Source organism: Klebsiella sp. 18074 (assembly GCF_902705905.1).
Classification (GTDB): domain Bacteria; phylum Pseudomonadota; class Gammaproteobacteria; order Enterobacterales; family Enterobacteriaceae; genus Klebsiella; species Klebsiella terrigena.
Genome location: NZ_CACSIS010000011.1, coordinates 1 through 24,412 on the forward strand (window position 1 = coordinate 1; position 24,412 = coordinate 24,412).

The following is a 24,412-nucleotide window of genomic DNA, read 5'->3' on the forward strand; positions in this document are numbered from 1 at the left end:
AAAGCATGAAGTTGAAGAGAGCCAGCTCCCTCTAAAAGAGGTGTGAAGGGAAGGCTCTCAGAGTCTGGACTTAGTACGCCCCTATGGGGCGTTTTCAATGCCACCTGCTATGCAGGTGGTTTTTTACTGGCAAGCTACGCCTGCCGGGAGTCGGCGGTGAGGGCGATAACCTCGGTGTTCAGCTCGTCGAGCAGCTGGAAGCGGCGGCGATACTCGGCGCGCTTTTTGCTGGCAATCTCCTCCAGAGACTTGCGTTCAAGGCGCAGCGGTAAGCGCCAGCGCCACGCGCCGTCGGCCTCGCCCTCAATAGACTTCCAGAACTCGTCATAGCTGGCGTGGAAGTGGCGTCCTTTACTTAAGCGATAGCGTAACGCTCTGAAAACATGGCCATTATCGCTCACGCCATAAATTGCCTGGATATTGCTTTGCGCCGCCAGCGCCCAGATAAACTCCAGCAGCAGGCGCTTAGGAAACAGGCCGTAGCAGGCACGGGTAGCTTGTTTTATCACCTCGTGCGGGACGTTGCGCCGTGGCCCCTGCAGCCCGCCGATGGTCAGCTGCCACTGCTCCTGGTCGCGCACCACGCTAAACGTCGTGCTGGCCAGCAGCGTCTGGTTCCCGTCGCGCAGCCAAAGCGTGGTTTCGCCTTCGCGCTCGGCTTTCCCGGCAGAGGAGGCCGATAGCGTAAAGCGGGCGTCATCTTTGCCCTGCAGCTCCAGCAGCGGCATCTCCTGCACCGCGGTCATGGCGGTACCCAGCCGGCCGGCGGATAAGGTATCGATATACTGATAGTGGCTGACGATCGCCGCGGCGCGCTGGCCGGCGTTGAGCCCGCGCCTCAGGTACTGACGATGAACTTTTCCCGGCAGCGTCACCTGAGCGGCGAGCAGCTGGCTGAAGTTGGGCCGCGCCGCGAGATTATCCAGCATAGTCCGGGTTGGCGTATAAAATAATGCGGTTCGCAGCAGGAACTTAAGCCGGTAATTACGCTTTTGCCAGATTGGCGCGGGAATAAGTCTGCCCATCACCAGATCGGTAATTAGATTTGTGTGTGGCTGTAGTACGTAGGCTGAATGCAGGCTATTGTCCGTCACGATGAATACCTCGGCGTTATTTAAGCTCTATTTTAATGAGAGTCAGGCGCGAGATTAATGCCCTGGCGGACTATATTTCCGTTTCGTTTAAATTTTATTGAAGTGTGTTTCAGGGAGGAGAACAGGAGAAATAGTTCGCTATAATTGTGGCAGGAGGATCAATATGTATCAGCATCTTGATGGTTCAGTCTGGCGTAATATTTGGCTCGTCGGAGACCTGCACGGCTGCCTTGCTCTGCTGGCGGCAAAGCTGCGGCTGCTCAGGTTTGACCCGTACCAGGATCTGCTTATCTCCGTGGGAGATCTGATCGATCGCGGGCCGCAAAGCGCGGCAACCCTGGGCCTCCTTGACCGTCGCTGGTTTCGCGCGGTGCGGGGCAACCACGAGCAGATGGCGCTGGAGGCGCAGGAGAGCGGGAAGATGGCGTTGTGGATGCTCAACGGCGGGCGCTGGTATCAGGAGAGTTCGTCGGAGGCGCGGCGGCAGATGGCGCCGCTCTTTGCCCGCTGCCGTCGGCTGCCGTTGATTATTGAGCTCCGCACCAGCTCGCAGACCCACGTTATTGCCCACGCGGATTATCCGGCGGCGTGCTATCGCTGGCAGCAGCCGGTGGATGCAACCCAGGTCCTGTGGAACCGTCAGCGCCTGACGGACCATCTGGCTGGACGACACGGGGCGATTGGCGGTGCCGATCATTTCTGGTTTGGCCATACGCCGCTCAGGCAGCGCTACGACAGCGATAACCAGCACTATATTGATACTGGGGCCGTCTTTGGCGGCGAGCTGACCCTCGTGCCGCTGCAGCAGGCAGGCTAGAAATCACTGTATTCGCTGGCGGGGCGCCAGAAACCATCGATAAAATCTTCTACCGGAAAGCAGCCGCCATGGCGGATCCGCTGATCGTCCATTGCGACCACACAGCGTCGTTCGTCGTCGTAAACATCCACGACAATGTCCTCGCAGCCGCCGTCCAGGTAACAAATGAACAAAACTAAGGCAAACATCCTGGCCACATGTTCAGGTTAACATGCTAATAAGTATAGGGGAGTTTAACGAGAATGGGGGTAAATAACCCGTCTCAGGCGACGGGTTCTTTTTGAGTCAGGCTACGCGCATGACCCAGGCATCAGATTGTTGATCGTAGTGCTTACGGTAGAGAACGGAATGTCGGCCATCGAGAATAGCGGGAACGCTGGTGTCAGCATCCCAACCGTCGAGCTGCATACACAAATCCGGATCGGATTTACAGGGAATGCTTAACGTTCGCTCCCCCTGCTGTTCAGCGTGCAGTTCGGCGTCGTCTATTTCAAACGCGCCGATGCGTATGTTTGTTTTACTCATAAATTCACCCCGTTTGTCTGCTGAATTGTGGTACGACCAGTTAAGGCCGACATTTTTCAGCCTAGACAATGGGGCGCAAATAGCCAGTGAAAAAGTGCTGTTTTTTTGCGCTCAATCACACCTTGCCGGCAAATAGCTTCCCGTCACGCACCAGCTCGCGGGGATAGCTGTTCTTCAGGCGTGAACCCACTTTTTTCGCCAGGCCGAGGGTTGCGCCCTGGTAAGTGACGATCGCTTCGTCCTGCTGCGGCGGGATTTGCGGGTAAATATCGCGGCCGCGATACCACTCTTCGGCCTCACTCTCCGTCAGCTCAAAAGAGGTTCCGGACGCGGCAAGAGCGATGACCGCCTCGTGCTGCCAGCGAAAACCCTTGTTGTGCGTTTCCGCCAGCCGGATGCCAATTCGCGAAAAGCGGATCTTGCCAATAAACGCTTCCAGGGCCTGCGGGAACAGCCAAATTTCCTTATCACGCTGCCAGAGGGTGTGGCTCTCATCCCAGCGCAGACCCACGGCCGCCGCGGCGTCCGACACGGCGGCGCTTTCCCGGCGCTTCATCGGGATAAACGGAAACTTACCCACCTTGTAGCCCGGCGCCGGCAGCGGTTCAACGGTGGCGGTTTTACGCAGACGGGCAACGAAGAAGCCCTCGCAGTCATAAATCTGCGGGAAGACGTGAAGAAAGCCCTCCGCCGTCAGGGCCTCGCTGGCCTGGGGGAAGAGCGAGCCGAGAGGCAGCGTCTCCACCGCCTGCGGATAGCGGGCCAGCAGCCACTGCACCACGTCCTCATTTTCTTCGCGGTTCAGGGTGCAGGTTGAGTACACCAGCGTACCGCCCGGTTGCAGGGCGTGAAAGGCGCTATCGATAAGCTCGCGCTGGGTTGCCGCGATCTGCTGATTGCTTTCCGGGGACCAGTTTTTCAAGGCCTCGGGATCCTTGCGCACCACGCCTTCACCGGAGCAGGGGGCGTCGAGCAGGATCGCATCGAAGCTCTCCGGCAGCGCGGCGCCAAATACCCGGCCATCGAAATGCGTCAGCGCAACGTTGCTTATTCCGCAGCGGCTGATATTGGCATGCAGGACCTTGACCCGGCTGGCGGAATATTCGTTGGCGAGGAGCCCGCCTTTATTCCCCATCCTGGCGGCGATTTGCGTGGTTTTTGACCCCGGCGCGGCGGCGACATCCATCACCCGCTGCGGCATATCGCCATCGGCAAACAGGGCGGCCACCGGCAGCATTGAGCTGGCTTCCTGAATATAGAAGAGTCCGCTGAGATGCTCGGCGGTGCTGCCTAACGGCAGGGACTCCTCGTCCTCGCGCTCGATCCAAAATCCTTCTGCACACCACGGCACCGGCGTAAGCTGCCAGCCGTAGGGGGCGACCAGCTGCAGAAAGTCGGCTACGCTGGTTTTCAGCGTGTTAACGCGGATGCTGCGGCGTAGCGGACGTTGGCAGGCGGCAATAAAATCATCGAAAGAGAGATGTGTCGGCATTGCCGCACGCATTTGAGCGAGGAATTCGTCAGGAAGAAAGACAGCGTTTTGAGCCACTGGAGCGCACCACAAGAAAAAAGGGTGCGCAGTTTACCATAAACGCTCCGGCATCGGACACCGGAGCGTTTAGCCAGCGCGGAGCTCAGGCGCCGGGGCGGCGGCTGAGTTCCAACAATCCGCGGGCTAGCGCGGCAGGGCGGTGCCCCATTCGCGCCACTCTTTCGGTTCGCTCTCCAGCAGCAGGAAGTGTTTATCATCCTGCGCTTTCGGCGCCAGCGGCGTGCCCGGCGGGGTGGCAAAGGAGATGCCGCCGCGAATGAACTGATTGAAGGTCCCGGTTTTCACCACTCCGCCAATCAGGCCAAAGTCGAGGTTGTAGCCGGAAGAGAGCCAGAACACCGAGTTGTTACGCACCAGATACTGGTAACGCTTGCTGATCCGCAGTTTGACCATCACGCGGTCCGACAGCGATCCCAGCGTCAGCCCGGTGACCGTCCCTACCTCGAGGCCACGGAACAGCACCGGCGTGCCGATATCCAGCGAACCGGCTTCCGGAACCTCAACCACGATGCTCAGGCCATCGATATAGCGAGAGTCGCTAATGGTTGTTTCCTGGATTTCGAAGTCGCGGCGCGGCGTTCCCCGGCCTGGCTCAACGTTGATATACGGTTGGAAGATGGTATCCAGATGTTCGACGCCCGCCGCGGAAATTTGCGGGGTGATCACTGAGAATCGGGTGCCTCCGCGGGCGAAGGTCTCCACGTACTCCGGGTAGAGCACGGCTTTCGCCTGCACTTCGTTTTTGGCGGTGATCAGGTTTAGTGATTGGATCTGGCCGATGTTAATCCCCAGGTAGCGGATAGGCATGCCGGAGGAGAGTTTTCCCGCATCGAAGGCGTGCAGGGTTATCTGGCCACCTACCGCGCGGGCGGCGGTCTCCGAAGCATACAGAATACGCTTATTACCGCTACGGGCTCGGGCGCTGGTGCCGCTCAGATCGTCAAAGCTGATTGCCCCTTTAAGGGCGCGAGCCAGCGGCGAAGCCTGCACGGTCAGGCCGTTGCCGTCGAGCTGGACCTTCGCCCCGCCTTCCGCCCAGAACACGCTATTGCCGGTGAGCAGATGACGATATTCCGGCTTAATGTGCAGGTCGATATCAAACGCGTTGCTGCGCGGCCTGACGGAGGTCACCTCGCCCACGGCAAACTTGCGATAGAGCACCACCGAGCCTTCCTGCACATCCGGCAACGTTTCCGCCGTGAGGCTCAAGGTGGTGGTCGGGACGTCGCTCAGGCTATTCTCCTGCGCTTTTTCCATATTGGCATACAGCGGATAGCTGGACTGAATCGCCCCTTTTGCGCCTGGAATAATGCGGATACCGCCGTCAACCCATTCGCTGGCGCTGGCGCCAAGCACCTTAATGCCGTCGAGTCCAACCTTAACGTCGAGGCGGCTGTTAACCACAAATTTGCTGTCTCCGTGCACCAGATCGCGGTATTCCGGCGTAATGGCCACCTGGAAGGTGACGCCTTTTGCCGTCAGCCTGCGCTCCAGCACCTGGCCGATTTTCACGCCGTGCAGCACCAGCGGCTGTCCGGCGTCAATGCCGAAGCTCTCCGATGCCGTCAGCGTGATGGCGGCGACGTTGGGCTCCTCCAGCAGCGATTTATCCGCCGGCAGCACCACGAAGTGGCTGCGCGCCTCTCCCGCTCCCGGAACCAGCTCAAAGGTATTGCCGGTCAGCAGGGCGCTGAGGCTTGGGTTATCCAGCGAAATTTTCGGCTTTTTCATCTGAATAAGCGTCTTATCACGCAGCAGGGTTACGACGCTGGGATCGACGGTCATCTCGCCGGTGACTTTACTCCCGGGCTGGAGGTTGAGCTGAGTCAGCTGTCCGACCTCGAGACCCTGGTACATCAGCGGCGTAGAGCCGGCTTTCAGCCCCGTGCCGTCGGGTAAATCGAGCGTCACCAGCACGCCGCGCTGGCTGTGGGCCAAATCTTCGTATAGCCCGTACTCATCGTTTTGCTGAGCGACTTTGGAATCGTCGGGGGAATCGAAGGCAATCGCCCCGTTAACCAGGGCCGAAAGGCTTTCCAGCTCCACTTTAGCGCCGCTAAACCCGACGTCGGCCTTGACGCCGGAAACGTTCCAGAAGCGGGTGCCTTTTTTGACCAGGTTGGTAAAGCGGCGCTCGATCAGCACGTCAATGGTGACCCCCTGGTTGCCGTCGTTGAGTGCATAGTCGTAGACCCGGCCAACGGGAATTTTGCGAAAATAGACCAGCGACCCGCTGGTTAGCGAGCCGAGATCCGCGGCGTGGAGATGAATCATCAGCTCGCCGTTGTTGATACGGTACTTCGGCTGGGTATCGAGGGCGACGAAGCGATCTTCCGGTTCGCCCTGGCCCGGCATCATACCGATATAGTTGCCGCCGACCAGCGCATCAAGGCCGGAAACGCCAGCCAGCGAGGCTTTCGGCGTGACTAGCCAGAACTGCGTGTCCTTGCGCAGAGCATCTTTCATATCGCTTTTGACGCTGGCCGAAACCTCTATCTTACTCAGGTCTTTACTCAGCGAGATATTCTGCACCGTGCCCACTTCTACCCCCTGATAGCGGATAGGCGTGCGTCCGGGGACAATCCCGTTAGCCGACTGAAAGTCGATAGTGATCGTCGTCCCGCGATCGCTATAGCTGGTCCAGATCAGCCAGCTGGCGATCATCAGCGCGATGACCGGCAGCAGCCAGAATGGCGAGATGCGACGTTTGGTTTTAATTTTGGCTTCAGTCGGCGAAGCGGGCGTTTCCTGACTCATGTGCGTCCCAAAGTAAGCGGCTGTCCAGCCATTCAACAGCAAGGATAGTTAATATTACCGCGGCGCCGAAATATACCGCAGCAGGCCCCATCGTAAAAGCGAGGAGTTGATCGCGGTTTATCAGCGACATGGTTAATGAGATAACGAAAAGATCGAGCATTGACCAGCGGCCAATCCAGGTAATCAGCCGCAGCAGCAGGATGCGGGTGCGCAGCCCCTGTTCGCACCTGAATTGTATGCTGACCAGCAGCGTAAACAACACAATAACTTTGGTAAACGGCACCAGAATACTGGCGATAAACACCACGCCGGCAATAGCGACGTTGCTGTTGGCCAGCGACATAATCCCGGAGAGGATCGTATCGTCCTGGCGCGCGCCGTTAACGTAGATAATCGAGATCGGCAGCAGGTTGGCGGGGAGCAGAAACATCATTGAGGCAATCAGTGCCGCCCAGCTCTTCTGCAGGCTTTGCGGGCGACGGTGGCGTAGCGGCGTATGGCAGCGACGGCAGCGTCCGCGGGTGTCGCGGTGCCCGGTGTAGTGGCAGCCGGTGCACACCTGTAGATTCGGGTCCGGGCGCAGCGCCGGACGCTCGGGATAGAATCGCTCCCATAGCTCTTCGACGTTCATGTGAATGAGCGTGAGGACGCTGAGCAGCGTCAATGAGACAAAGGCGATAAGTCCGACGCCGGGTTGCAGGAACGCGTAATCCTGGACCTTGATCGAGGCCACGCCGATGCCTACCAGGTAGATATCGAGCATCACCCACTCTTTAAGCCGCTCCAGCATCAGCAGCACCGGGCGCAGGTTCATCCCCAGCACGTTGCCTAGCCAAAGATAGGCGATGGAGATAACCAGCAGCGCCGGCGCGCCAACGGCACAAAACAGCACCATCGCCGCCGTTAGCGGATCGCCCTGGTCGGTCATTTGCCAGATGCCCTGTAATACGTTAGCGTCGATACGCACGCCGAGCAGGTGCAAACGCAGTAAAGGCTCCATCCAGGCGAAAGGCATTAGCAGCATCATGGCGATCGCCATACTGCCAAGGCGCGAAAGCGACCAGTCGCGGCCGTCGCGTATTTTGGCGCTGCAGCGTGGGCACCAGGCGCTCTGATTGCGCTTAAGCACCGGCAGGCGAAACAGAATGTCGCACTGCGGGCAGCGGTGATAGTGGGCCTGAGGCAGCGGCGAACCGACCGCATGTACGGTCATCTTTTTCGCTGGCGTAATCTGGGGTGTTTTTAGTGGCATTTATTACGTACGGCAATGAATGTATTTCACTATATTAACCCAGGAATGAATTCATCTTGAGCCTGAACGCATTTAATGCTTATTTTATTAGGCAGTCAGTGTACAAGAGTAAGACAACTAAGTGGTTACATAATGAACAAAAAAGAATTTTACGCGGATCTGAACCGTGATTTTCAGGCATTAATGGCAGGAGAAACCAGTTTTCTGGCCACGATCTCTAATACCAGCGCGCTGCTGTTTGAGCGGCTGACCGAGGTTAACTGGGCCGGGTTCTACCTACTCGAAGGCGATACGCTGGTGCTGGGGCCCTTCCAGGGCAAGCTGGCCTGCGTGCGAATTCCGGTTGGGCGGGGCGTTTGCGGTACTGCCGTTTCGCAGAATCGCGTGCAGCGCGTGGAGGATGTTCACGCCTTTGACGGGCATATCGCATGTGATGCCGCCAGCAATTCGGAGATTGTCTTCCCGCTGCGGGTGAACGGTCAGGTTATTGGCGTCCTGGATATCGACAGCACCGCGTACTCCCGCTTCACCGCTGAGGATGAACAAGGGCTTACGGAACTGGTAGCGCATCTGGAAAAACTCATTTCTGCGACCGACTATCAAAAAATATTCACCCACGTCGCAGGATAATCAACGGATAACGTAGCATTTAGCGATGGCGTCATTATAATGGCGCCTGTTCATGCCTGCGGCTTGTTGGCTACGTCCGTTGTAATCAGGAAATTTCATGGAAAATCAACCTAAGTTGAATAGCAGTAAAGAAGTTATCGCATTTCTGGCCGAACGTTTCCCACAGTGCTTCAGCGCTGAAGGTGAAGCTCGCCCCCTGAAAGTCGGTATTTTTCAGGATCTCGTTGAGCGCGTTGGGGGTGAGATGAATCTCAGCAAAACCCAGCTTCGTGCCGCTTTACGTCTTTATACTTCGAGCTGGCGCTATCTGTACGGCGTTAAGCCTGGGGCGATTCGCGTCGACCTCGACGGCAACCCGTGCGGCGAACTGGAAGAGCAGCACGTTGCTCATGCCCGTCAGCAGCTTGAAGAAGCAAAAGCTCGCGTCCAGGCACAGCGTGCAGGCCAGCAGGCCAAAAAACGCGAAGCCGCAGCTGCCGCTGCAGGTCAGCAGGAAGACGGTACCCGTCGTGAGCGTAAGCCACGTCCTCAGGTTCGCCGCAAAGAAGGCACCGAACAGCGTAAGCCGCGTCCTGCCGTTGCGAAAGCACCGCGCGAAGAGCGTCATACTCCTGTATCAGATCTGACCGTGCTGTCCGTCGGCCAGGCTCTGAAGGTGAAAGCAGGCAATAACGCAATGGACGCCACCGTTCTGGAAATCACCAAAGATGGCGTTCGTGTACAGCTGACTTCTGGTATGTCAATGATTGTACGCGCAGAACACCTGGTGTTCTGAAACGGAGGCCGGGCCAGGCATGAACACATTCTTTAAGCTCACCGCGCTTGCGGGCCTGCTAGCAATAGCAGGCCATGCGTTTGCCGTGGATGATATTACCCGAGCCGATCAAATCCCCGTGCTGAAAGAAGAGCCGCAGCACGCGACGGTGAGTGAGCGCGTAACCTCGCGCTTTACTCGTTCGCACTATCGACAGTTCGATCTCGATAACGCCTTCTCGGCAAAAATTTTTGACCGCTATCTGAACCTGCTGGATTACAGCCACAACGTGCTGCTGGCCAGCGACATTGCCCAGTTTGCTGCGAAGAAAAATCAAATCGGCGACGAGCTGCGCAGCGGAAAACTGGACGTCTTTTACGACCTGTATAATCTGGGGCAGAAGCGCCGTTTCGAACGCTATCAGTATGCGTTGAAGGTGCTGGATCGTCCGATGGACTTTACCGGCAATGATAACTTTAACCTTGACCGCACGAAGTCACCCTGGCCGAAAGATGAGGCCGAGCTGAACGCGCTGTGGGACGCCAAGGTTAAGTTTGACCAGCTGAGCCTGAAGCTCACTGGCAAAGACGATAAAGAAATTCGCGAAACGCTAACCCGCCGCTATAAGTTTGCCATTCGCCGTCTGGCGCAAACCAATAGTGAAGATGTGTTCTCGCTGGTTATGACCTCCTTCGCCCGCGAAATCGACCCGCATACCAACTACCTGTCGCCGCGCAATACCGAGCAGTTCAATACCGAAATGAGCCTTTCGTTAGAAGGGATCGGCGCGGTGCTGCAGATGGACGACGACTATACGGTGATCAACTCGCTGGTGGCCGGCGGCCCGGCGGCGAAGAGCAAGTCAATTAGCGTTGGCGACCGTATCGTAGGCGTCGGCCAGGCCGGCAAGGGCATGGTTGACGTGATCGGCTGGCGTCTTGACGACGTGGTGGCGCTGATCAAAGGACCGAAGGGCAGTAAAGTTCGTCTTGAAGTGCTGCCTGCGGGCAAGGGCGCGAAAACGCGCATCGTCACGCTAACCCGCGAGCGAATTCGTCTCGAAGATCGCGCGGTTAAAATGTCGGTGAAAACCGTTGGTAAAGAAAAAATCGGCGTGCTGGATATCCCTGGTTTCTACGTTGGCCTGACGGATGACGTCAAGGTTCAGCTGCAGAAGCTGGAAAAACAGAACGTCAGCAGTATCGTTATCGACCTGCGCAGCAACGGCGGCGGTGCGCTGACCGAGGCGGTATCGCTTTCCGGTCTGTTTATCCCGTCTGGCCCGGTAGTGCAGGTTCGTGATAACAACGGTAAAGTGCGTGAAGACAGCGATACTGACGGCGTCGTGTACTACAAAGGCCCGCTGGTTGTACTGGTTGACCGCTTCAGCGCTTCGGCTTCTGAAATCTTCGCCGCGGCGATGCAGGACTACGGGCGCGGACTGATCGTGGGTGAGCCAACCTTCGGTAAAGGCACCGTGCAGCAGTACCGCTCCCTCAACCGCATTTACGATCAGATGCTGCGTCCGGACTGGCCGGCGCTGGGTTCCGTACAGTACACCATCCAGAAGTTCTACCGTATTAACGGCGGTAGTACTCAGCGTAAGGGCGTAACGCCGGACATCATGATGCCAACCGGCACCGAAGATCGCGAGACCGGCGAGCAGTATGAAGATAACGCCCTGCCGTGGGATAGCGTGAATGCAGCCACCTATGTCAAGTCCGGCGACTTAACGCCGTTCGGCGCCGGGTTGCTGAAACTGCATGATGAGCGGATTGCCAAAGATCCGGAATTCCAGTACATCATGAAGGATATCGCTCGTTATAACGCGATGAAAGACAAGCGCAATATCGTTTCTCTGAACTACGCCCAGCGTGAGAAAGAGAACGAAGAGGATGATGCGACTCGTCTGGCCCGCATTAACGATCGCCTGAAGCGTGAAGGCAAACCACAGCTTAAAAAGCTGGACGATCTGCCGAAGGATTACCAGGAGCCGGATCCGTATCTTGATGAAACGGTCCATATCGCGCTCGACCTGGCCCATCTGGAGAAAGACCAGCCGGCGGTGGAACCACCGGTTAGCAAATAAGCACCCGACGGGCACACATGTTGTGCCCGTTTTTTTTATCCGATCCTGCCGTCAAAAACCTCGATTCACCCGCGCGCGATGTCAATATATTATGCAGATGTCAGCGATATGCTACAAAATGTAAAGTTGTGTCTTTCTCGTGACTTAGCGGGGGAGGATGGTTGAAAATTAACGTTGTACCCATACGATATGGGTAATCGCATAGTGCGTTTTGTTAAATCGAGGTTAGAAGAAAATTATGATGCGAATCGCGCTCTTCCTGTTGACCAACCTGGCCGTTATGGCGGTGTTCGGGCTGGTGCTAAGCCTGACGGGAATACAGTCAAGCAGCATGACCGGGCTACTGATCATGGCGCTGCTTTTTGGTTTTGGTGGCTCGATCGTTTCGCTGCTGATGTCGAAATGGATGGCGCTAAAATCGGTGGGTGGGGAAGTCATTGAGCAGCCGCGTAACGAAACCGAACGCTGGCTGATGAATACTGTCGCGCAGCAGGCGCAGCAGGCGGGCATCGGTATGCCGCAGGTGGCTATCTACCATGCGCCGGATATTAACGCCTTTGCCACCGGCGCACGCCGTGACGCTTCGTTGGTTGCCGTCAGTACCGGGCTGCTGCAAAACATGAGCCGTGACGAGGCGGAAGCCGTTATTGCCCATGAAATCAGCCACATTGCCAACGGCGATATGGTGACCATGACCCTGATTCAGGGGGTGGTGAACACCTTCGTTATCTTTATCTCGCGCGTTATCGCGCAAATTGCCGCAGGATTCCTTGGCGGCAACCGCGATGAAGGCGAGAGCAGCAACGGCAACCCGTTGGTTTACTTTGCCGTCGCCACCGTTCTGGAGCTGGTGTTTGGGATTCTGGCCAGCATCATCACCATGTGGTTCTCGCGCTACCGTGAGTTCCATGCGGACGCGGGCTCTGCCCGTCTGGTCGGTCGCGAGAAAATGATAGCCGCCCTGCAGCGTTTGAAAACCAGCTACGAGCCGCAGGAAGCCAGCAGCATGATGGCGCTATGCATCAACGGCAAAGCGAAATCGATGAGCGAGCTGTTTATGACGCATCCGCCGCTGGATAAACGTATCGAAGCTCTGCGCAGCGGGGAATATCTGAAGTAACCCTCTTCTTCAGAGCGCAGAAACAAAAACCGCAGCCTTAATCGGGCTGCGGTTTTTTTTGTGTCGTAATCGGGTGGGCTATTGTCCGGGGCGTGGCTGGGTGACGCGCAGGCCGCTAACGGTGGCCGCAACCACCGCCAGTCCTCCGGCCAGCAGCAGCGCGGTATGGGTGCCGCCGTTACCCTGCAGATTGAACAGCAGCGCGACCAGCGCTGCGCCGGTGCTTTGTCCCAGCAGTCGGGCGGTGCCGAGCATTCCGCTGGCCCCCCCGCTGCGGTGGCTCGGGGCCGATGAGACGATAGTGTGGTTGTTCGGCGACTGGAACAGGCCGAAGCCCGCGCCGCAGAGCGCCATGCGCCAGATAATATCGAGGTCGGACGGCGATGAGGGCAGCAGCGCCAGGCCAAACAGACCGCATGCCATGACCGCCAGACCGACCGCTCCCAGTAGCCCCGCGTGAATTTTCTCAATCAGGTAACCCGCCAACGGCGCCATCACCATAGTCGCTAGCGGCCAGGGTGTCAGCAGCAGTCCCGTCTCGACCTCGCTGCGTCCAATCGTCGCCTGCAGGAAGAAGGGCAGCGAAACCAGCGCCAGCATCTGGGCGCAGAAGGAGCAGATTGAGGTGCAGATAGAGAGCGAGAAAAGCGGAATACGCAGCAGATCAACCGGCAGCAGCGGCACCGGCATCCGCAGCTGGCGGCGAATGAAGAAGAACCCGATAACCAGCATAGCCGCCACTTCAGCCAGCACCAGCAGGCCGGACTGCCCCTGCGCAAAGCCACCGAGCGCGGTGATCAGCAGGCCAAACGTCAGCGCATTCATGATAGCGCTGGGGAGATCGAAGCGGGTGATCCTGCTGCGCCCGCTGTTGGCCGGCAGGTAGCGCATGGCGAGCGTCAGCGAAATAATCCCCAGCGGAATGTTGATTAAAAACAGCCACTGCCAGGAGGCGAGGGAGAGGATAGCGGCGGCAATCGTCGGGCCGGCTGCGGATGAGACGGCGACCACAAACGAGTTGATCCCCATTCCCCGTCCGAGGAAACGCTTCGGGAAGATAAGACGAATGAGCGCGGTATTCACGCTCATCAGCGCGGCGCCGCCGAGGCCCTGGGCTACGCGGGCGAGAGTCAGCATCTCCAGCGAGTGGGAGAGGGCGCAGGCCAGTGAGGTAAAGGTAAACACCAGCAAACCGATTTTATAGATGCGCCGATAGCCGAACATATCGCCCAGAAAGGAGAGTGGCAGGAGCGCAATGACGATGGCGATTTGGTAAGCGTTGACTATCCAGATTGAGGCGGCGGGCGAAGCGTTAAGGTCGGTGGCGATGGTCGGCAGGGCCACGTTGGCAATGGCGCCGTCGAGTACCGCCATCGCGATGCCTAAAACGATGGTCAGAATGGCGCCATAACGCTGCGGCAGGGGCAGACCATCGGAAACGTTTTTATCCATGTTAAGCTTATGTCTTTATCGTAACTATTCTCTGGGTAATGATTTTAGCATTGATTATTCGGCGGTATGTCGCAGATTTGTAACGAATAGGCAGAAGAACGATTGCGGGCATCGGGTTGCGAATTTATAATAAAAACCGGTTCTAATTTTTATAAAACAGTTGCGACGAGGTGATAAATGGCAGTTGCAGATTTGGATAAACAGCCAGATTCTGTCTCTTCAGTATTGAAGGTTTTTGGCATCCTGCAGGCGCTTGGCGAAGAGCGTGAAATTGGTATTACCGAACTATCTCAGCGCGTTATGATGTCAAAAAGCACCGTTTATCGCTTTTTGCAGACCATGAAGTCGCTGGGCTACGTAGCCCAGGAAGGGGAGTCTGAGAAGTACTCCCTGACGCTGAAGCTGTTCGAGCTGGGCGCGCGCGCGCTGCAGAATGTCGATCTGGTGCGCAGTGCGGATATTCAGATGCGCGAGCTGTCGCGCCTGACGAAAGAGACTATCCATCTGGGGGCGCTGGACGAAGACAGTATCGTCTACATCCATAAAATCGATTCGATGTACAACCTGCGCATGTATTCGCGCATCGGCCGCCGCAACCCGCTGTACAGCACCGCCATCGGCAAAGTGCTGTTGGCGTGGCGCGACCGCGCCGAGGTGGAGCAGATCCTCGAAGACGTCGAGTATAAGCGCAGCACCGACCGGACGATTACCAGCACCGAAGAGCTGCTCGGGGTTCTGGACAGCGTTCGTCAGCAGGGCTATGGCGAAGACAACGAAGAGCAGGAAGAGGGGCTACGCTGCATTGGCGTACCGGTCTTCGACCGCTTTGGCGTAGTGATTGCCGGGTTGAGTATCTCTTTCCCGACGCTGCGTTTCTCGGAGGAGCGTCTGCATGAATACGTTGAAATGCTGCACACCGCGGCGCGTAAAATTTCTGAGCAGATGGGCTATAACGACTATCCGTTCTGACAGCGGCGGGCGCTAGCTGCGTCGGGCTACAGCGAGAAGACGCTTCCTGCTGTAGCCCGGAGCGGATTAACCTTTGTCGATAACGGCTTCGCTTTTACGCAGAACCGGACAGTCGGTCAGACCAATAATACCGCTGTCAGAATGAACGTACTGCACGGTTGTGGTACCGCGAGCGGTCAGATATTTACACTGGAGGCCCAGCCCCGCTGCGTTCTCATTGCTGCCAATCAACATGCCGTAGCCGCTTAATAATACGCCAATCCATAAGATAGCCAGTACTACAATCGTACGAATGATCAATCGCATTGTTGCCTCATAATTTGTATTATCCTCGGCGTTTATTTTGACAGGTACACGAGTTGAAACAAGTCTATGATTCTGAAACTTGCGTTTCGTATTACAGTTAGCCGCGGTTTAAGATGAGCGTGCTATCCTGGCAACATCTGGTATTGATGCGGAGTGTGGAGTGAAAAAATTACGCTGGGTTTTGCTGATTGTTGTCATAGCGGGCTGTTTGTTGCTGTGGACTCAGATGCTTAACGTAATGTGCGATCAGGATGTGCAGTTTTTCAGCGGCATCTGCACCATCAACAAATTCATCCCCTGGTAAGACATTTTTATTACGACTGATTTTCTTCTGCTGCGCGGGTGGTAGAATAAACGCCTTCTCTTTGAGGTGGTGAAATGAGTGAGTTACTAAGTCCTGGGATCGTAAATCTGGCATCGCTGGCGCTTTCCATTGTGCTGTTGCTTGTCGGCCTGTTGTTATGGTTTTTTGTTAATCGTGCAAGTTCGCGCGCTAACGAGCAGATTGCGCTGCTGCAGGCTCTGCTGGAGCAGCAAAAGCGCCAAAACGCGCTGCTGCGTCGTCTCTGCGAAGCCAATGAGCCTGAGAAGGAAGAGGTTGCCGAACCTTCAGCCGTTGAGAAGGGGAAGGACGACGACGACTTTATCCGTCTCGTCGCTGAACGGTAGCTGCTAAACGGGTGTACACCGCACTGGTGTACGCCTGCCTCATCGCCTTACGCAATAACTTATTCTTATCCTTCCGCGCTTATTGCCACATTTCTTATGTCACTTAATGTGTTAGCGATCGCAATTTTATCCAATAAGCTATGGATTTTTGAGCTATTCAAATAAAATAATAACATCGTGATTTAATTGCATGATGAAAGTGTGTGTCATCGAAATTTCATTATTAAGATGTAATATAAACACTATTTATCGCGTGGCTAACAGGATTTAATTAACCCTGCATATTCTCGGTCTAAGCCAATTTTCAACTATCAATATGCGCGTTTTCGCGCATCGTTATGCAGCTATGCGGACGTACCCCTTAAAATTGGCAGGGCGCATGCCCGGCGGGTTAGACGGAGCGAAGTTGTTGAGCTACGGTAAAAAAGTCGCAGCTATCATCCATGCAAAATGGTATGTTTACCGCACGGTTCGGGATTAACGGCGGGCGAGAAAAGGCGCATAAACGTGCAGTTGGTCAAATGTTTCCCTTATATTTTGTGCGAAGGATCGAGAGCCGTTTAAAAATGGCTTGCCATTATTAACGTTGTATGTGATAACACCTTTCGGGTTAAACGAGGTACAGTTCTGTTTATGTGTGGCATTTTCAGTAAAGAAGTCCTGAGTAAACACGTTGTCGTTGAATACCGCTTCTCTGCCGAACCTTATATTAGTGCCTCATGCAGTAGTGTGTCAGTTTTATCTATGTAAGCGCCTGCGGGCGAAGAAAACAGTCTAAGGAATTTTGCAAATGGCAAAGATTAAAGGTCAAGTTAAGTGGTTCAACGAGTCTAAAGGTTTTGGCTTTATTACTCCGGCTGATGGCAGCAAAGACGTGTTCGTACACTTCTCCGCTATCCAGGGTAATGGCTTCAAAACTCTGGCTGAAGGCCAGAACGTTGAGTTCGAAATTCAGGACGGCCAGAAAGGTCCGGCAGCAGTTAACGTAACTGCTATCTGATTCAAGACCACTCAGCTTGTAAAGAAAGCCTCGCCTTTGCGGGGCTTTTTAGCATTTATTGCAAAACATTTCCGATTTCCCCCCTCCGTTGCGCTTTGTTGCAAAACAACACCTTTATTAGCACTGTTTCGCATCCTGTTTTGTCGATTTTCTGTTAAATCAGAGGGTTGCAAAATAATGCTGGAGCTACGGTGCAAAAGAACAAAACTAAGACAGGCGCGAATTTCACCCCGATTCGCTTTGGGTTACTGTGTGCAGCGATCCTCAGCTGCCTTGGGCTGCTTTTAGGCCGGGTGGGATGGCTGCAGATTGTCTCCCCCGATAATCTGGTTAAGCAAGAGGATATGCGTTCGCTGCGCGAAGAGCCTATTGACGTTCAGCGCGGGATGATAAGCGACCGCGAGAATCGCCCGCTGGCGGTCAGCGTACCGGTTAGCGCTATCTGGGCCGACCCGCAAACGATCCTCGAGAAAGGGGGTGTCGGCTATGGCCCGCGCTGGCAGGCGATGGCGGAAGCGCTGCACCTTAACCTGAGCGACCTGGCGAAACGGGTTCAGGCTCATCCCCATATGCGCTTTGTCTATCTGGCGCGCCAGGTTAACCCGGAGCAGGCCGAGTGGATCGATAAGCTGCATCTGCCGGGGATTAACCTGCGCGACGAATCCCGACGTTTTTATCCGGCTGGTCACGTTGCGGCCAACCTGCTTGGTTTTACTAATATCGATAATCAGGGCATTGAAGGGGTTGAGAAAAGCTTCAACGCCCAGCTGACCGGAAAGGCCGGGCGTCGGCTGGTGCGTAAAGATCGCCACGGCCACGTGATTGAAAATATCACCGAGGTGGCGGCGGTTCCGGCGCACAATTTACAGCTCAGTATCGACGAGCGGCTGCAGACGGTCACCGAGGATGCGCTGGATAATGCGGTCAGCTGGAACAAGGCCGAGTCCGGAGCGGCGGTGCTCATTAAGATTAATACCGGTGAAATCCTGTCGATGGCCAGCTATCCGGACTTTAACCCCAATAATCGCGATAACGCCCGGCTGGATGATTTCCGTAATCGCGCCATCAGCGATACCTTTGAGCCGGGCTCGACGGTGAAGCCGCTGGTGCTGATGACGGCGCTGCAGCAGGGGATTGTGCAGCCTGACAGCGTGGTGGATACCCATCCTTTCGTTCTTGACGGTCACCGCATTCGCGATGTCGGCTACTACCCGGAGCTGACCCTCACCGGCATTCTGCAAAAATCCAGCGATGTCGGCGTCTCGCACCTGTCTCTGGCTATGCCGGTCCAGCACCTGATCGACACCTATAAGGCCTTTGGCTTTGGCGACCCGACGGGCCTCGGGCTCACCGGGGAAAGCTCGGGGCTGATGCCCAAGCGCCGCTACTGGGGCCAGTTGGATCGCGCGACTTTCTCTTTTGGCTACGGCCTGATGGTCACCCCGCTGCAGCTGGCGCACGTCTACGCCACCATCGGCGGCTTCGGTATCGAGCGGCCGCTGTCGATTACCCGCATCGATCCGCCGGTTATCGGCACGCGGGTGATGCCGGAACAGATCGTCCATGAGGTAGAGCATATGATGGAGAGCGTGGCGTTGCCGGGCGGCGGCGGGACAAAAGCGGCCGTCCGCGACTATCGGATTGCAGTAAAAACCGGGACCGCGAAAAAAATTGGCCCGGACGGCAAGTACATCGATAAGTATGTTGCCTATACTGCGGGCGTGGCGCCGGCCAGTAACCCGCAGTTTGCGCTGGTGGTGGTGATCAACGACCCCAGCAACGGCTCTTATTACGGCGGGGCCGTTTCGGCGCCGGTATTTAGCCAGATAATGGGCGACGTCCTGCGTCTCGAAAACGTCATGCCGGACGGAATGCCGGCGGGCTCGGACAATCTTATCGTTATGCATAACGACGAGAGCCTGCCTCCGGCGCTGTAACAGTGGTCTGAAAGAGCGAATAACGCTACACTTTCGCTCTTTCAGCGACACCGGAGTTGTCATGTCTTACAGTTGCCCCCTTTGCCACGCCCCGCTTGAGCGCCGCGAAAATAGCTATTTCTGCCCGCAGCGGCACCAGTTTGATTTAGCAAAGGAGGGATACGTTAACCTGCTGCCGGTGCAGTTCAAACGCTCGCGCGATCCGGGCGACAGTGCGGAAATGATGCAGGCGCGACGCGCCTTTCTCGATGCCGGCCACTACCAGCCGCTGCGTGATGCGATCGGTGAGTTTCTGCAGACCTGCGCGCCAGCCGACCTGCTGGACATCGGCTGTGGCGAGGGTTACTACACTCACGCGTTTGCCGCTATTTCAGCCCACTGCTGGGGCCTCGACGTCTCTAAATCAGCGGTTCGCGCGGCGGCCAAACGCTATCCGCAGGTGAATTTCTGCGTCGCTTCCAGCCAGCGTCTGCCGTTTGCTGATGCCAGCTTTGATGCGGTGGTGAGGATCTACGCGCCCTGCAACGCGCTTGAGCTGGCGCAGGTGGTCAGACCCGGAGGCTGGGTGGTTACCGCGACGCCGGGCCCGAAGCATCTGCTTGAGCTGAAAGGCCTGATTTACGACGAGGTGCATCTGCACGAGCAGAATACGGAAGAGATGACCGGTTTTTCCCTGCGCCATGAGCAGCAGCTGGCTTATCCCATGACGCTAAGCGGGAGTGAGGCCGAGGCGCTGCTGCAGATGACACCGTTTGCATGGCGGGCGAAACCGCAGGTGCGTGAGACGCTGCGCCAGCAGGCGCTATTCGGCTGCCAGACCGATTTTATGATCCACTGCTGGCAGCGTGATGCCTGATAGCTAACCGGCGAAGTGGCTCCAGAGAATTTCTGCCCCGATACCGATCAGCACAATCCCGCCGAGAATTTCAGCCCGTTTGCCAAGCAGCGGGCCGATAAACCGTCCCAGCATAATACCCAGCGTTGACATTACCAGCGTCGCGCAGCCAATCGCCAGCGCGGTGGCAATGATGTTCACCTGCAGGAATGCCAGACCGACGCCAACGGCCATGGCGTCAAGGCTGGTGGCAATGGCGGTGGTGACCAGCAGCCAAAAGCCGTGACGATGGGGCGCATCGCACTCATCGTCAACGCCGCCGCGAAATCCGTCCATGACCATTCGGCCACCGAGGAAAACCAGCAGCACAAAGGCAATCCAGTGATTCCACTCGAGGACGAACTGGCTGGCAAGCATCCCCATTCCCCAGCCGACAAGCGGGGTCAGCGTTTCAATCGCGCCGAAGATAAGCCCGGTGCGTAACGCTTCGGAAAATTTAGGTTTGTGGAGAGTTGCACCCTTACCGATAGAGGCGGCGAAGGCGTCCATGGACATGCCAAAGGCCAGAAGAATCGTTGCGGATAAGTTCATGAGTGCGTCCTGACCGGGGATATTCCATATGACACATCGCTGCCCCCAGTAAATATACGCAATAGCTCTAATGATTATACATTGCGTACCGCAGTGATGTGCCTATGGTCTCGCCTGATTGAATGCGTTCTTCAACCCGTACGTGCCACGTTTTGCAACGAGTATGTTGACACGTACATCTTCTGGCCTGGCGGACAGAAGATCGGCTACTCCCCAACGACGGGCGCAACCTTAACATATTTTTAGAATATAAAACAATAACACGATTTAGATATTTCGATAACCAAATGATAACGATTTTCATTTGAATTTAGGTGTCAAGAATTGGTTAATAAATATGAGTGAAGTGGGTAGAAGGAATATAGCAATGGCTATGTATCCTTCTGCCGAAATGGGCTGAAATATAGCGCAGGCTATATTTTTAACTTATTGATTAGAAACGAGAAGTTTGTATATCTTTTCCAGATCGTCGATATTTCGTACGCGAATAAGCAGGCGTCTTTGCTCTAATTGCATCACCAGCACGCCGTCTTCCGATAAATTCATCTCTTTAATACGCTTATATTCAATCCAGATATTGGCGAAGAAAAAGCCATCCGGCTTGAAGATGATCTTTGGCGTGCGGATCCAGAACAGGTAGAGTCCCATTAATGCCAGAGCAGATAACAACCAGGTGGTGATGAGTGCGCCGTGGCTAACAATGTTGTTATAAATCAGGATGGCGGTGAGGCCGACGAAGATTATCCCGTCAACGCGGCTGCGGCGGAGCAGGGGAATGGCCAGCAGCTGCGGGCCGTTACGGCGCGGCATAATAAACTGGTCATAAATCGCAAATGCCAGCAGAACCAAAATGAACAGAACCAGCACCAGATCCGTGAGAGTCATCCATCCTCCGAACAAAAGCTAAAAAAAAGCCGGGGGCAGGCCCCCGGCGTACAGCAGGATAATTACAGCCCCAGCAGGCCGATGGCGTAGCCAACGATACCGATGACGAAGAAGCCAACGATGATCCACAGGGCGTTAACTTTCTTACGCAGCAGCCACATACAGGCGAAGGTCAGCAGCAGCGGCACCAGGCCCGGCATCAGCTGGTCGAGGATAGTCTGCACGGTGGTCACGCGAGTCTGGCCATCCTGACCGGTGATGGTGGATACCACCAGCGGGATGTTCACGTGCGTCCACTTGTTAACCAGTGCCCCCATGACAAACAGGCCGAGAATCGATGCCCCCTCGGTCAGTTTCTGCAGGAAGCCGCCGCCCATATCCTTAACGATGTCGATACCTTTACGGTAACCGTACGCGACGCCGTAGTAACGGGTCAGCAGACGTACCGCGTTAAACAGGATAAAGAACAGCAGAGGACCAAGCAGGCTGCCGCTCATCGCGATACCGGCACCCAGCGCCGCAAATACCGGACGCACGGTACCCCAGAAGATCGGGTCGCCTACGCCTGCCAGCGGACCCATCAGGCCGACTTTGATACCGTTGATGGCACCATCGTCGATCTCCGCGCCGTTGGCACGCTGCTCTTCCATCGCCAGCGTTACGCCGAGAACCGGCGCCGCAACGTAAGGGTGAGTGTTAAAGAACTCAAGGTGACGCTTAATCGCCTGTTTACGCGCATCGTTATTCTCCGGGTACAGGCGACGAATTGCCGGCACCATAGAGAAGCAGAAGCCCAGCGCTTGCATACGTTCGAAGTTCCATGAACCCTGGAACAGGTTAGAACGAATGAACACGCCACGAATATCACTCTGAGTGAGTTTTTTCTCGGTGGTATTTTTAGTCATATCAACCATTTCGCTCACCTGTTAGTCCAGTTCGTTATCGAGATCGTTATTACCAGCAGCCTGCGCCGGCGCACCCGCTACGCGGTTGTATTTCGGGCTCAGCTGGATGTAGAGGATGGCCATTACGGTACCAATCACGCCCAGAGCAACCAGGTTGAAGTCGGTGAATGCAGCGGTAACGAAGCCGAGGTAGAAGAACGGCATCAGATAGCCTGCGCGCATCATGTTGATGACCATCGCGTAACCAACGACTACGATCATACCACCCGCGATGTTCAGACCGCCGGTGACCACTTCCGGAATGGCGTTCAGCAGACCCTGGACTTCACTGGTACCGACGGAGATAGCGACGATAACCGCCGGGATAGCGATACGCATGGCCTGCAGGAACAGAGATGAAACGTGAAGCCAGGAAATGGCCGTCAGGTTTCCGCTATCCGCCGCTTTATCCGCAGCGTGCTGGAAGGCTACGGTGATCGTACGAACGATAATGGTCAGAACCTGGCCTGCTGCTGCCAGCGGGATAGCCAGGGCGATACCGGCACCAATGCTTTGGTGGCCCGCGATAACCAGTACGGTCGAGATGATGGACGCCAGGGCGGCATCCGGCGCAACGGCGGCGCCGATGTTCATCCAGCCCAGGGCGATCATTTCCAGGGTACCACCGATGATAATACCGGTTTTCATATCCCCGAGAACGGCGCCAATCAGCGTACAGGCCACCAGAGGACGGTGGAACTGAAATTCATCAAGTACCGACTCCATACCCGCAATACACGCGACGATGAACACCAGCACAATCTGAAGAAGGGTAATCTCCATTGTACTTCTCCTGTTGATTAAGTCTTAAGTTGAAAAGTCAGGCGCGAGCGCAGGGTTATTTATTAACCTTGGCGATCAGGTCCATCATTTTCAGTTTCTGGTCGGTGGAAACTTTACGTGCTTCCAGTTCGATACCGCGGGCGTTCAGCTTCTTGAACGCTTCAATATCTTTCTCATCGACCGAAATCGCGTTGTTCACCTGCGTTTTGCCCTGGCGGAAAGCCATGCCGCCGATGTTAACGGTGGTGATATTGACGCCACCTTCAACAACGCGCTCAACGTCAGTAGGGTTAGTGAACAGCAGCATAATGCGCTCGCCGGCGTATTTGGGGTTGTTGTAAACGCGGATCATTTTAGCCACATCGACAACGTGGGCGGTGACGCCCGGAGGTGCAACCTGAGTCAGCAACGTTTTGCGTACGGTATCGGCGGCGACTTCATCGCTGACGACAATAATACGGGTGACGTTGGTTTCTTTGGTCCAGCGGGTCGCGACCTGTCCGTGGATAAGACGATCGTCGATACGCGCCAGGCCGATAACCATGTAATCGTTTGGACCCATCGGTTTAGCTGGGGTTGCCGCTCGCGGCGCTGCCGCCTGAACGGGAGCCGGAGCCGCTTTTTCTACCGCTTTCGCTTTCAGCGCCTTAACGCCTTCACGACCGGTTTCCACCGCTAAGGCCACCAGCTCGTCGAACGACGGATCGTCGTCACGGGCCATCAGCGTTTCAACCAGCATTGGAATGTTAACGCCGGCGATGACTTCGTAGTGTTCTTTATCGACGACAATGCGGCTCGCCGCGTTGAACGGGCTGCCTCCCCACGTATCGACGAGAAACAACACGCCTTTAGTCGTGTCCAGCTTCGCCAGCTGTGCGTTGTACTTCTCGATCAGCGTCTCGGCGTTTTCACCGGGAACGAAATCAATCCAGCCAACGTTTTCCTGCTCGCCCAACAGCATTTCTGCCGTCTTCAGCAGCTGTTCTGCAGCCCAACCATGTGTGCCTATTACAATAGCAATCGTCACTTGCTACCTCCTTTATTATGGTGAATGCATCATCTGTTGTGATACATCCTGAATCACTCTTGCGAACAAAATCGATTCAGTAAGGGTGTAAGATCTAAAATAATCACTACAGCGAATTATTTTAGATAGTGAAAAAATAATTAATGTGATGAAGATCCGTTAATCACGCATCTACGAATAATAATTTCGCGGCGCAAAAAAATAGCCTTAGCTATTGCAAAAACAGGTAAATTTTTTTCCAATCCGGTTCTGTTTTTTGCTATGTTTAGCTTCCGTTTAACTACTCAGGAGTATAGGGCATAGCCCGCAGTATGGACCCTCATCGACGTCTTTTCACCTTTTGGCAACTGTCTGCCACCGCTACCTGCTACGCTTTTTTACCAGCAACAATTGTCTCGCCTGTGCATGACATCGCGATGACTGC

General features: G+C 55.7%; 23 protein-coding genes, 2 pseudogenes and 1 riboswitch. Of the genes and pseudogenes, 12 read left to right on the forward strand and 13 right to left on the reverse strand.

Annotation, left to right across the window (positions count from 1 at the left end; genetic code table 11):
* Positions 1-134: 134 nt before the first annotated feature.
* Positions 135-1,094, reverse strand: a complete 960-nt coding sequence (locus tag GVK32_RS12445) for a VirK/YbjX family protein (protein WP_159868045.1) — start codon at positions 1,092-1,094, stop codon at positions 135-137.
* A 163-nt stretch (positions 1,095-1,257) separates the two neighbouring features.
* Here GVK32_RS12445 and pphA point away from each other — a divergent pair, with 163 nt between their 5' ends.
* Positions 1,258-1,911, forward strand: a complete 654-nt coding sequence (gene pphA, locus GVK32_RS12450) for a protein-serine/threonine phosphatase (protein ID WP_159868048.1) — start codon at positions 1,258-1,260, stop codon at positions 1,909-1,911.
* Here the strand turns inward: pphA and GVK32_RS12455 are convergent.
* From GVK32_RS12455 to yebS, 5 genes are all read right to left on the reverse strand, one after another.
* Positions 1,908-2,099 carry a YebW family protein gene (locus GVK32_RS12455; RefSeq protein ID WP_041146213.1) on the reverse strand — a complete coding sequence of 64 codons (192 nt, stop codon included), beginning with the start codon at positions 2,097-2,099 and terminating at the stop codon, positions 1,908-1,910. The two genes, pphA and GVK32_RS12455, sit on opposite strands and share 4 nt — an antisense overlap.
* 97 nt (positions 2,100-2,196) lie before the next feature.
* Entirely contained in the window at positions 2,197-2,436 is a 240-nt protein-coding gene (locus tag GVK32_RS12460) for a YebV family protein (protein WP_045859185.1), read from the reverse strand.
* Between the two features lie 115 nt (positions 2,437-2,551).
* Positions 2,552-3,985 (reverse strand): 16S rRNA (cytosine(1407)-C(5))-methyltransferase RsmF, encoded by a 1,434-nt coding sequence (gene rsmF, locus GVK32_RS12465; RefSeq protein WP_159868051.1) that lies wholly within the window; start codon positions 3,983-3,985, stop codon positions 2,552-2,554.
* 126 nt (positions 3,986-4,111) lie between these two features.
* The gene (locus GVK32_RS12470; protein WP_159868054.1) at positions 4,112-6,745 is read right to left on the reverse strand and encodes a PqiB family protein; all 2,634 of its coding nucleotides are present in this window, start codon (positions 6,743-6,745) and stop codon (positions 4,112-4,114) included.
* Positions 6,714-7,997, reverse strand: a complete 1,284-nt coding sequence (gene yebS / locus GVK32_RS12475; protein WP_159868057.1) for a membrane integrity lipid transport subunit YebS — start codon at positions 7,995-7,997, stop codon at positions 6,714-6,716. Before yebS ends, GVK32_RS12470 begins: the two co-directional genes overlap by 32 nt.
* A gap of 132 nt (positions 7,998-8,129) precedes the next feature.
* Here yebS and GVK32_RS12480 point away from each other — a divergent pair.
* From GVK32_RS12480 to htpX, 4 genes and pseudogenes are all read left to right on the forward strand, one after another.
* Positions 8,130-8,643 (forward strand): annotated as a pseudogene (locus GVK32_RS12480) (GAF domain-containing protein).
* An 81-nt stretch (positions 8,644-8,724) separates the two neighbouring features.
* Positions 8,725-9,402, forward strand: a complete 678-nt coding sequence (gene proQ / locus GVK32_RS12485; protein ID WP_041146207.1) for an RNA chaperone ProQ — start codon at positions 8,725-8,727, stop codon at positions 9,400-9,402.
* 19 nt (positions 9,403-9,421) lie between these two features.
* The gene (prc, locus tag GVK32_RS12490) at positions 9,422-11,470 is read left to right on the forward strand and encodes a carboxy terminal-processing peptidase (protein WP_159868062.1); all 2,049 of its coding nucleotides are present in this window, start codon (positions 9,422-9,424) and stop codon (positions 11,468-11,470) included.
* A 238-nt stretch (positions 11,471-11,708) separates the two neighbouring features.
* Positions 11,709-12,590, forward strand: coding sequence for a protease HtpX (gene htpX, locus GVK32_RS12495; RefSeq protein ID WP_123709096.1), 882 nt, complete (start codon positions 11,709-11,711; stop codon positions 12,588-12,590).
* 78 nt (positions 12,591-12,668) lie between these two features.
* Here the strand turns inward: htpX and GVK32_RS12500 are convergent, their stop codons facing one another.
* Positions 12,669-14,042 (reverse strand): MFS transporter, encoded by a 1,374-nt coding sequence (locus tag GVK32_RS12500; protein WP_159868065.1) that lies wholly within the window; start codon positions 14,040-14,042, stop codon positions 12,669-12,671.
* 177 nt (positions 14,043-14,219) lie between these two features.
* On the opposite strand from GVK32_RS12500, the gene kdgR reads away from it, so the two are divergent.
* Positions 14,220-15,011 carry a DNA-binding transcriptional regulator KdgR gene (gene kdgR, locus GVK32_RS12505; protein WP_041146203.1) on the forward strand — a complete coding sequence of 264 codons (792 nt, stop codon included), beginning with the start codon at positions 14,220-14,222 and terminating at the stop codon, positions 15,009-15,011.
* A 66-nt stretch (positions 15,012-15,077) separates the two neighbouring features.
* Here the strand turns inward: kdgR and GVK32_RS12510 are convergent, their stop codons facing one another.
* Positions 15,078-15,317: a YobH family protein gene (locus GVK32_RS12510; RefSeq protein WP_159868068.1), complete on the reverse strand. Its 240-nt coding sequence runs from the start codon at positions 15,315-15,317 to the stop codon at positions 15,078-15,080.
* A gap of 160 nt (positions 15,318-15,477) precedes the next feature.
* On the opposite strand from GVK32_RS12510, the gene mgrB reads away from it, so the two are divergent.
* From mgrB to rlmA, 6 genes and pseudogenes are all read left to right on the forward strand, one after another.
* A complete protein-coding gene (gene mgrB, locus GVK32_RS12515) occupies positions 15,478-15,621 on the forward strand; it encodes a PhoP/PhoQ regulator MgrB (RefSeq protein ID WP_041146201.1) in 144 nt (47 codons plus the stop codon).
* 74 nt (positions 15,622-15,695) lie between these two features.
* Positions 15,696-15,986 (forward strand): YebO family protein, encoded by a 291-nt coding sequence (locus tag GVK32_RS12520; protein WP_159868071.1) that lies wholly within the window; start codon positions 15,696-15,698, stop codon positions 15,984-15,986.
* Positions 15,987-16,619: 633 nt separating this feature from the next.
* A pseudogene (locus GVK32_RS12525) lies at positions 16,620-16,764 on the forward strand (DUF2627 domain-containing protein).
* A 12-nt stretch (positions 16,765-16,776) separates the two neighbouring features.
* Complete coding sequence (gene cspE / locus GVK32_RS12530; RefSeq protein ID WP_001062678.1) at positions 16,777-16,986, forward strand: transcription antiterminator/RNA stability regulator CspE; 210 nt, start codon at positions 16,777-16,779, stop codon at positions 16,984-16,986.
* A gap of 191 nt (positions 16,987-17,177) precedes the next feature.
* The gene (gene ftsI, locus GVK32_RS12535; protein WP_159868074.1) at positions 17,178-18,923 is read left to right on the forward strand and encodes a peptidoglycan glycosyltransferase FtsI; all 1,746 of its coding nucleotides are present in this window, start codon (positions 17,178-17,180) and stop codon (positions 18,921-18,923) included.
* A gap of 61 nt (positions 18,924-18,984) precedes the next feature.
* Positions 18,985-19,779, forward strand: coding sequence for a 23S rRNA (guanine(745)-N(1))-methyltransferase (gene rlmA, locus GVK32_RS12540; protein WP_159868077.1), 795 nt, complete (start codon positions 18,985-18,987; stop codon positions 19,777-19,779).
* Positions 19,780-19,782: 3 nt separating this feature from the next.
* Here the strand turns inward: rlmA and mntP are convergent, their stop codons facing one another.
* The 5 genes from mntP to manX all read right to left on the reverse strand — a co-directional run bounded on the left by mntP (position 19,783) and on the right by manX (position 23,988).
* The gene (gene mntP / locus GVK32_RS12545; RefSeq protein ID WP_159868080.1) at positions 19,783-20,349 is read right to left on the reverse strand and encodes a manganese efflux pump MntP; all 567 of its coding nucleotides are present in this window, start codon (positions 20,347-20,349) and stop codon (positions 19,783-19,785) included.
* A 116-nt stretch (positions 20,350-20,465) separates the two neighbouring features.
* A riboswitch (yybP-ykoY riboswitch) is annotated at positions 20,466-20,576 on the reverse strand.
* Positions 20,577-20,775: 199 nt separating this feature from the next.
* A complete protein-coding gene (locus GVK32_RS12550) occupies positions 20,776-21,234 on the reverse strand; it encodes a DUF986 family protein (RefSeq protein ID WP_159868083.1) in 459 nt (152 codons plus the stop codon).
* A 62-nt stretch (positions 21,235-21,296) separates the two neighbouring features.
* Positions 21,297-22,148, reverse strand: coding sequence for a PTS mannose transporter subunit IID (locus GVK32_RS12555; protein ID WP_041146195.1), 852 nt, complete (start codon positions 22,146-22,148; stop codon positions 21,297-21,299).
* Positions 22,149-22,160: 12 nt separating this feature from the next.
* Positions 22,161-22,961, reverse strand: a complete 801-nt coding sequence (locus tag GVK32_RS12560; RefSeq protein WP_041146194.1) for a PTS mannose/fructose/sorbose transporter subunit IIC — start codon at positions 22,959-22,961, stop codon at positions 22,161-22,163.
* Positions 22,962-23,016: 55 nt separating this feature from the next.
* Positions 23,017-23,988 (reverse strand): PTS mannose transporter subunit IIAB, encoded by a 972-nt coding sequence (gene manX / locus GVK32_RS12565; protein ID WP_041146193.1) that lies wholly within the window; start codon positions 23,986-23,988, stop codon positions 23,017-23,019.
* Positions 23,989-24,412 lie beyond the last annotated feature (424 nt).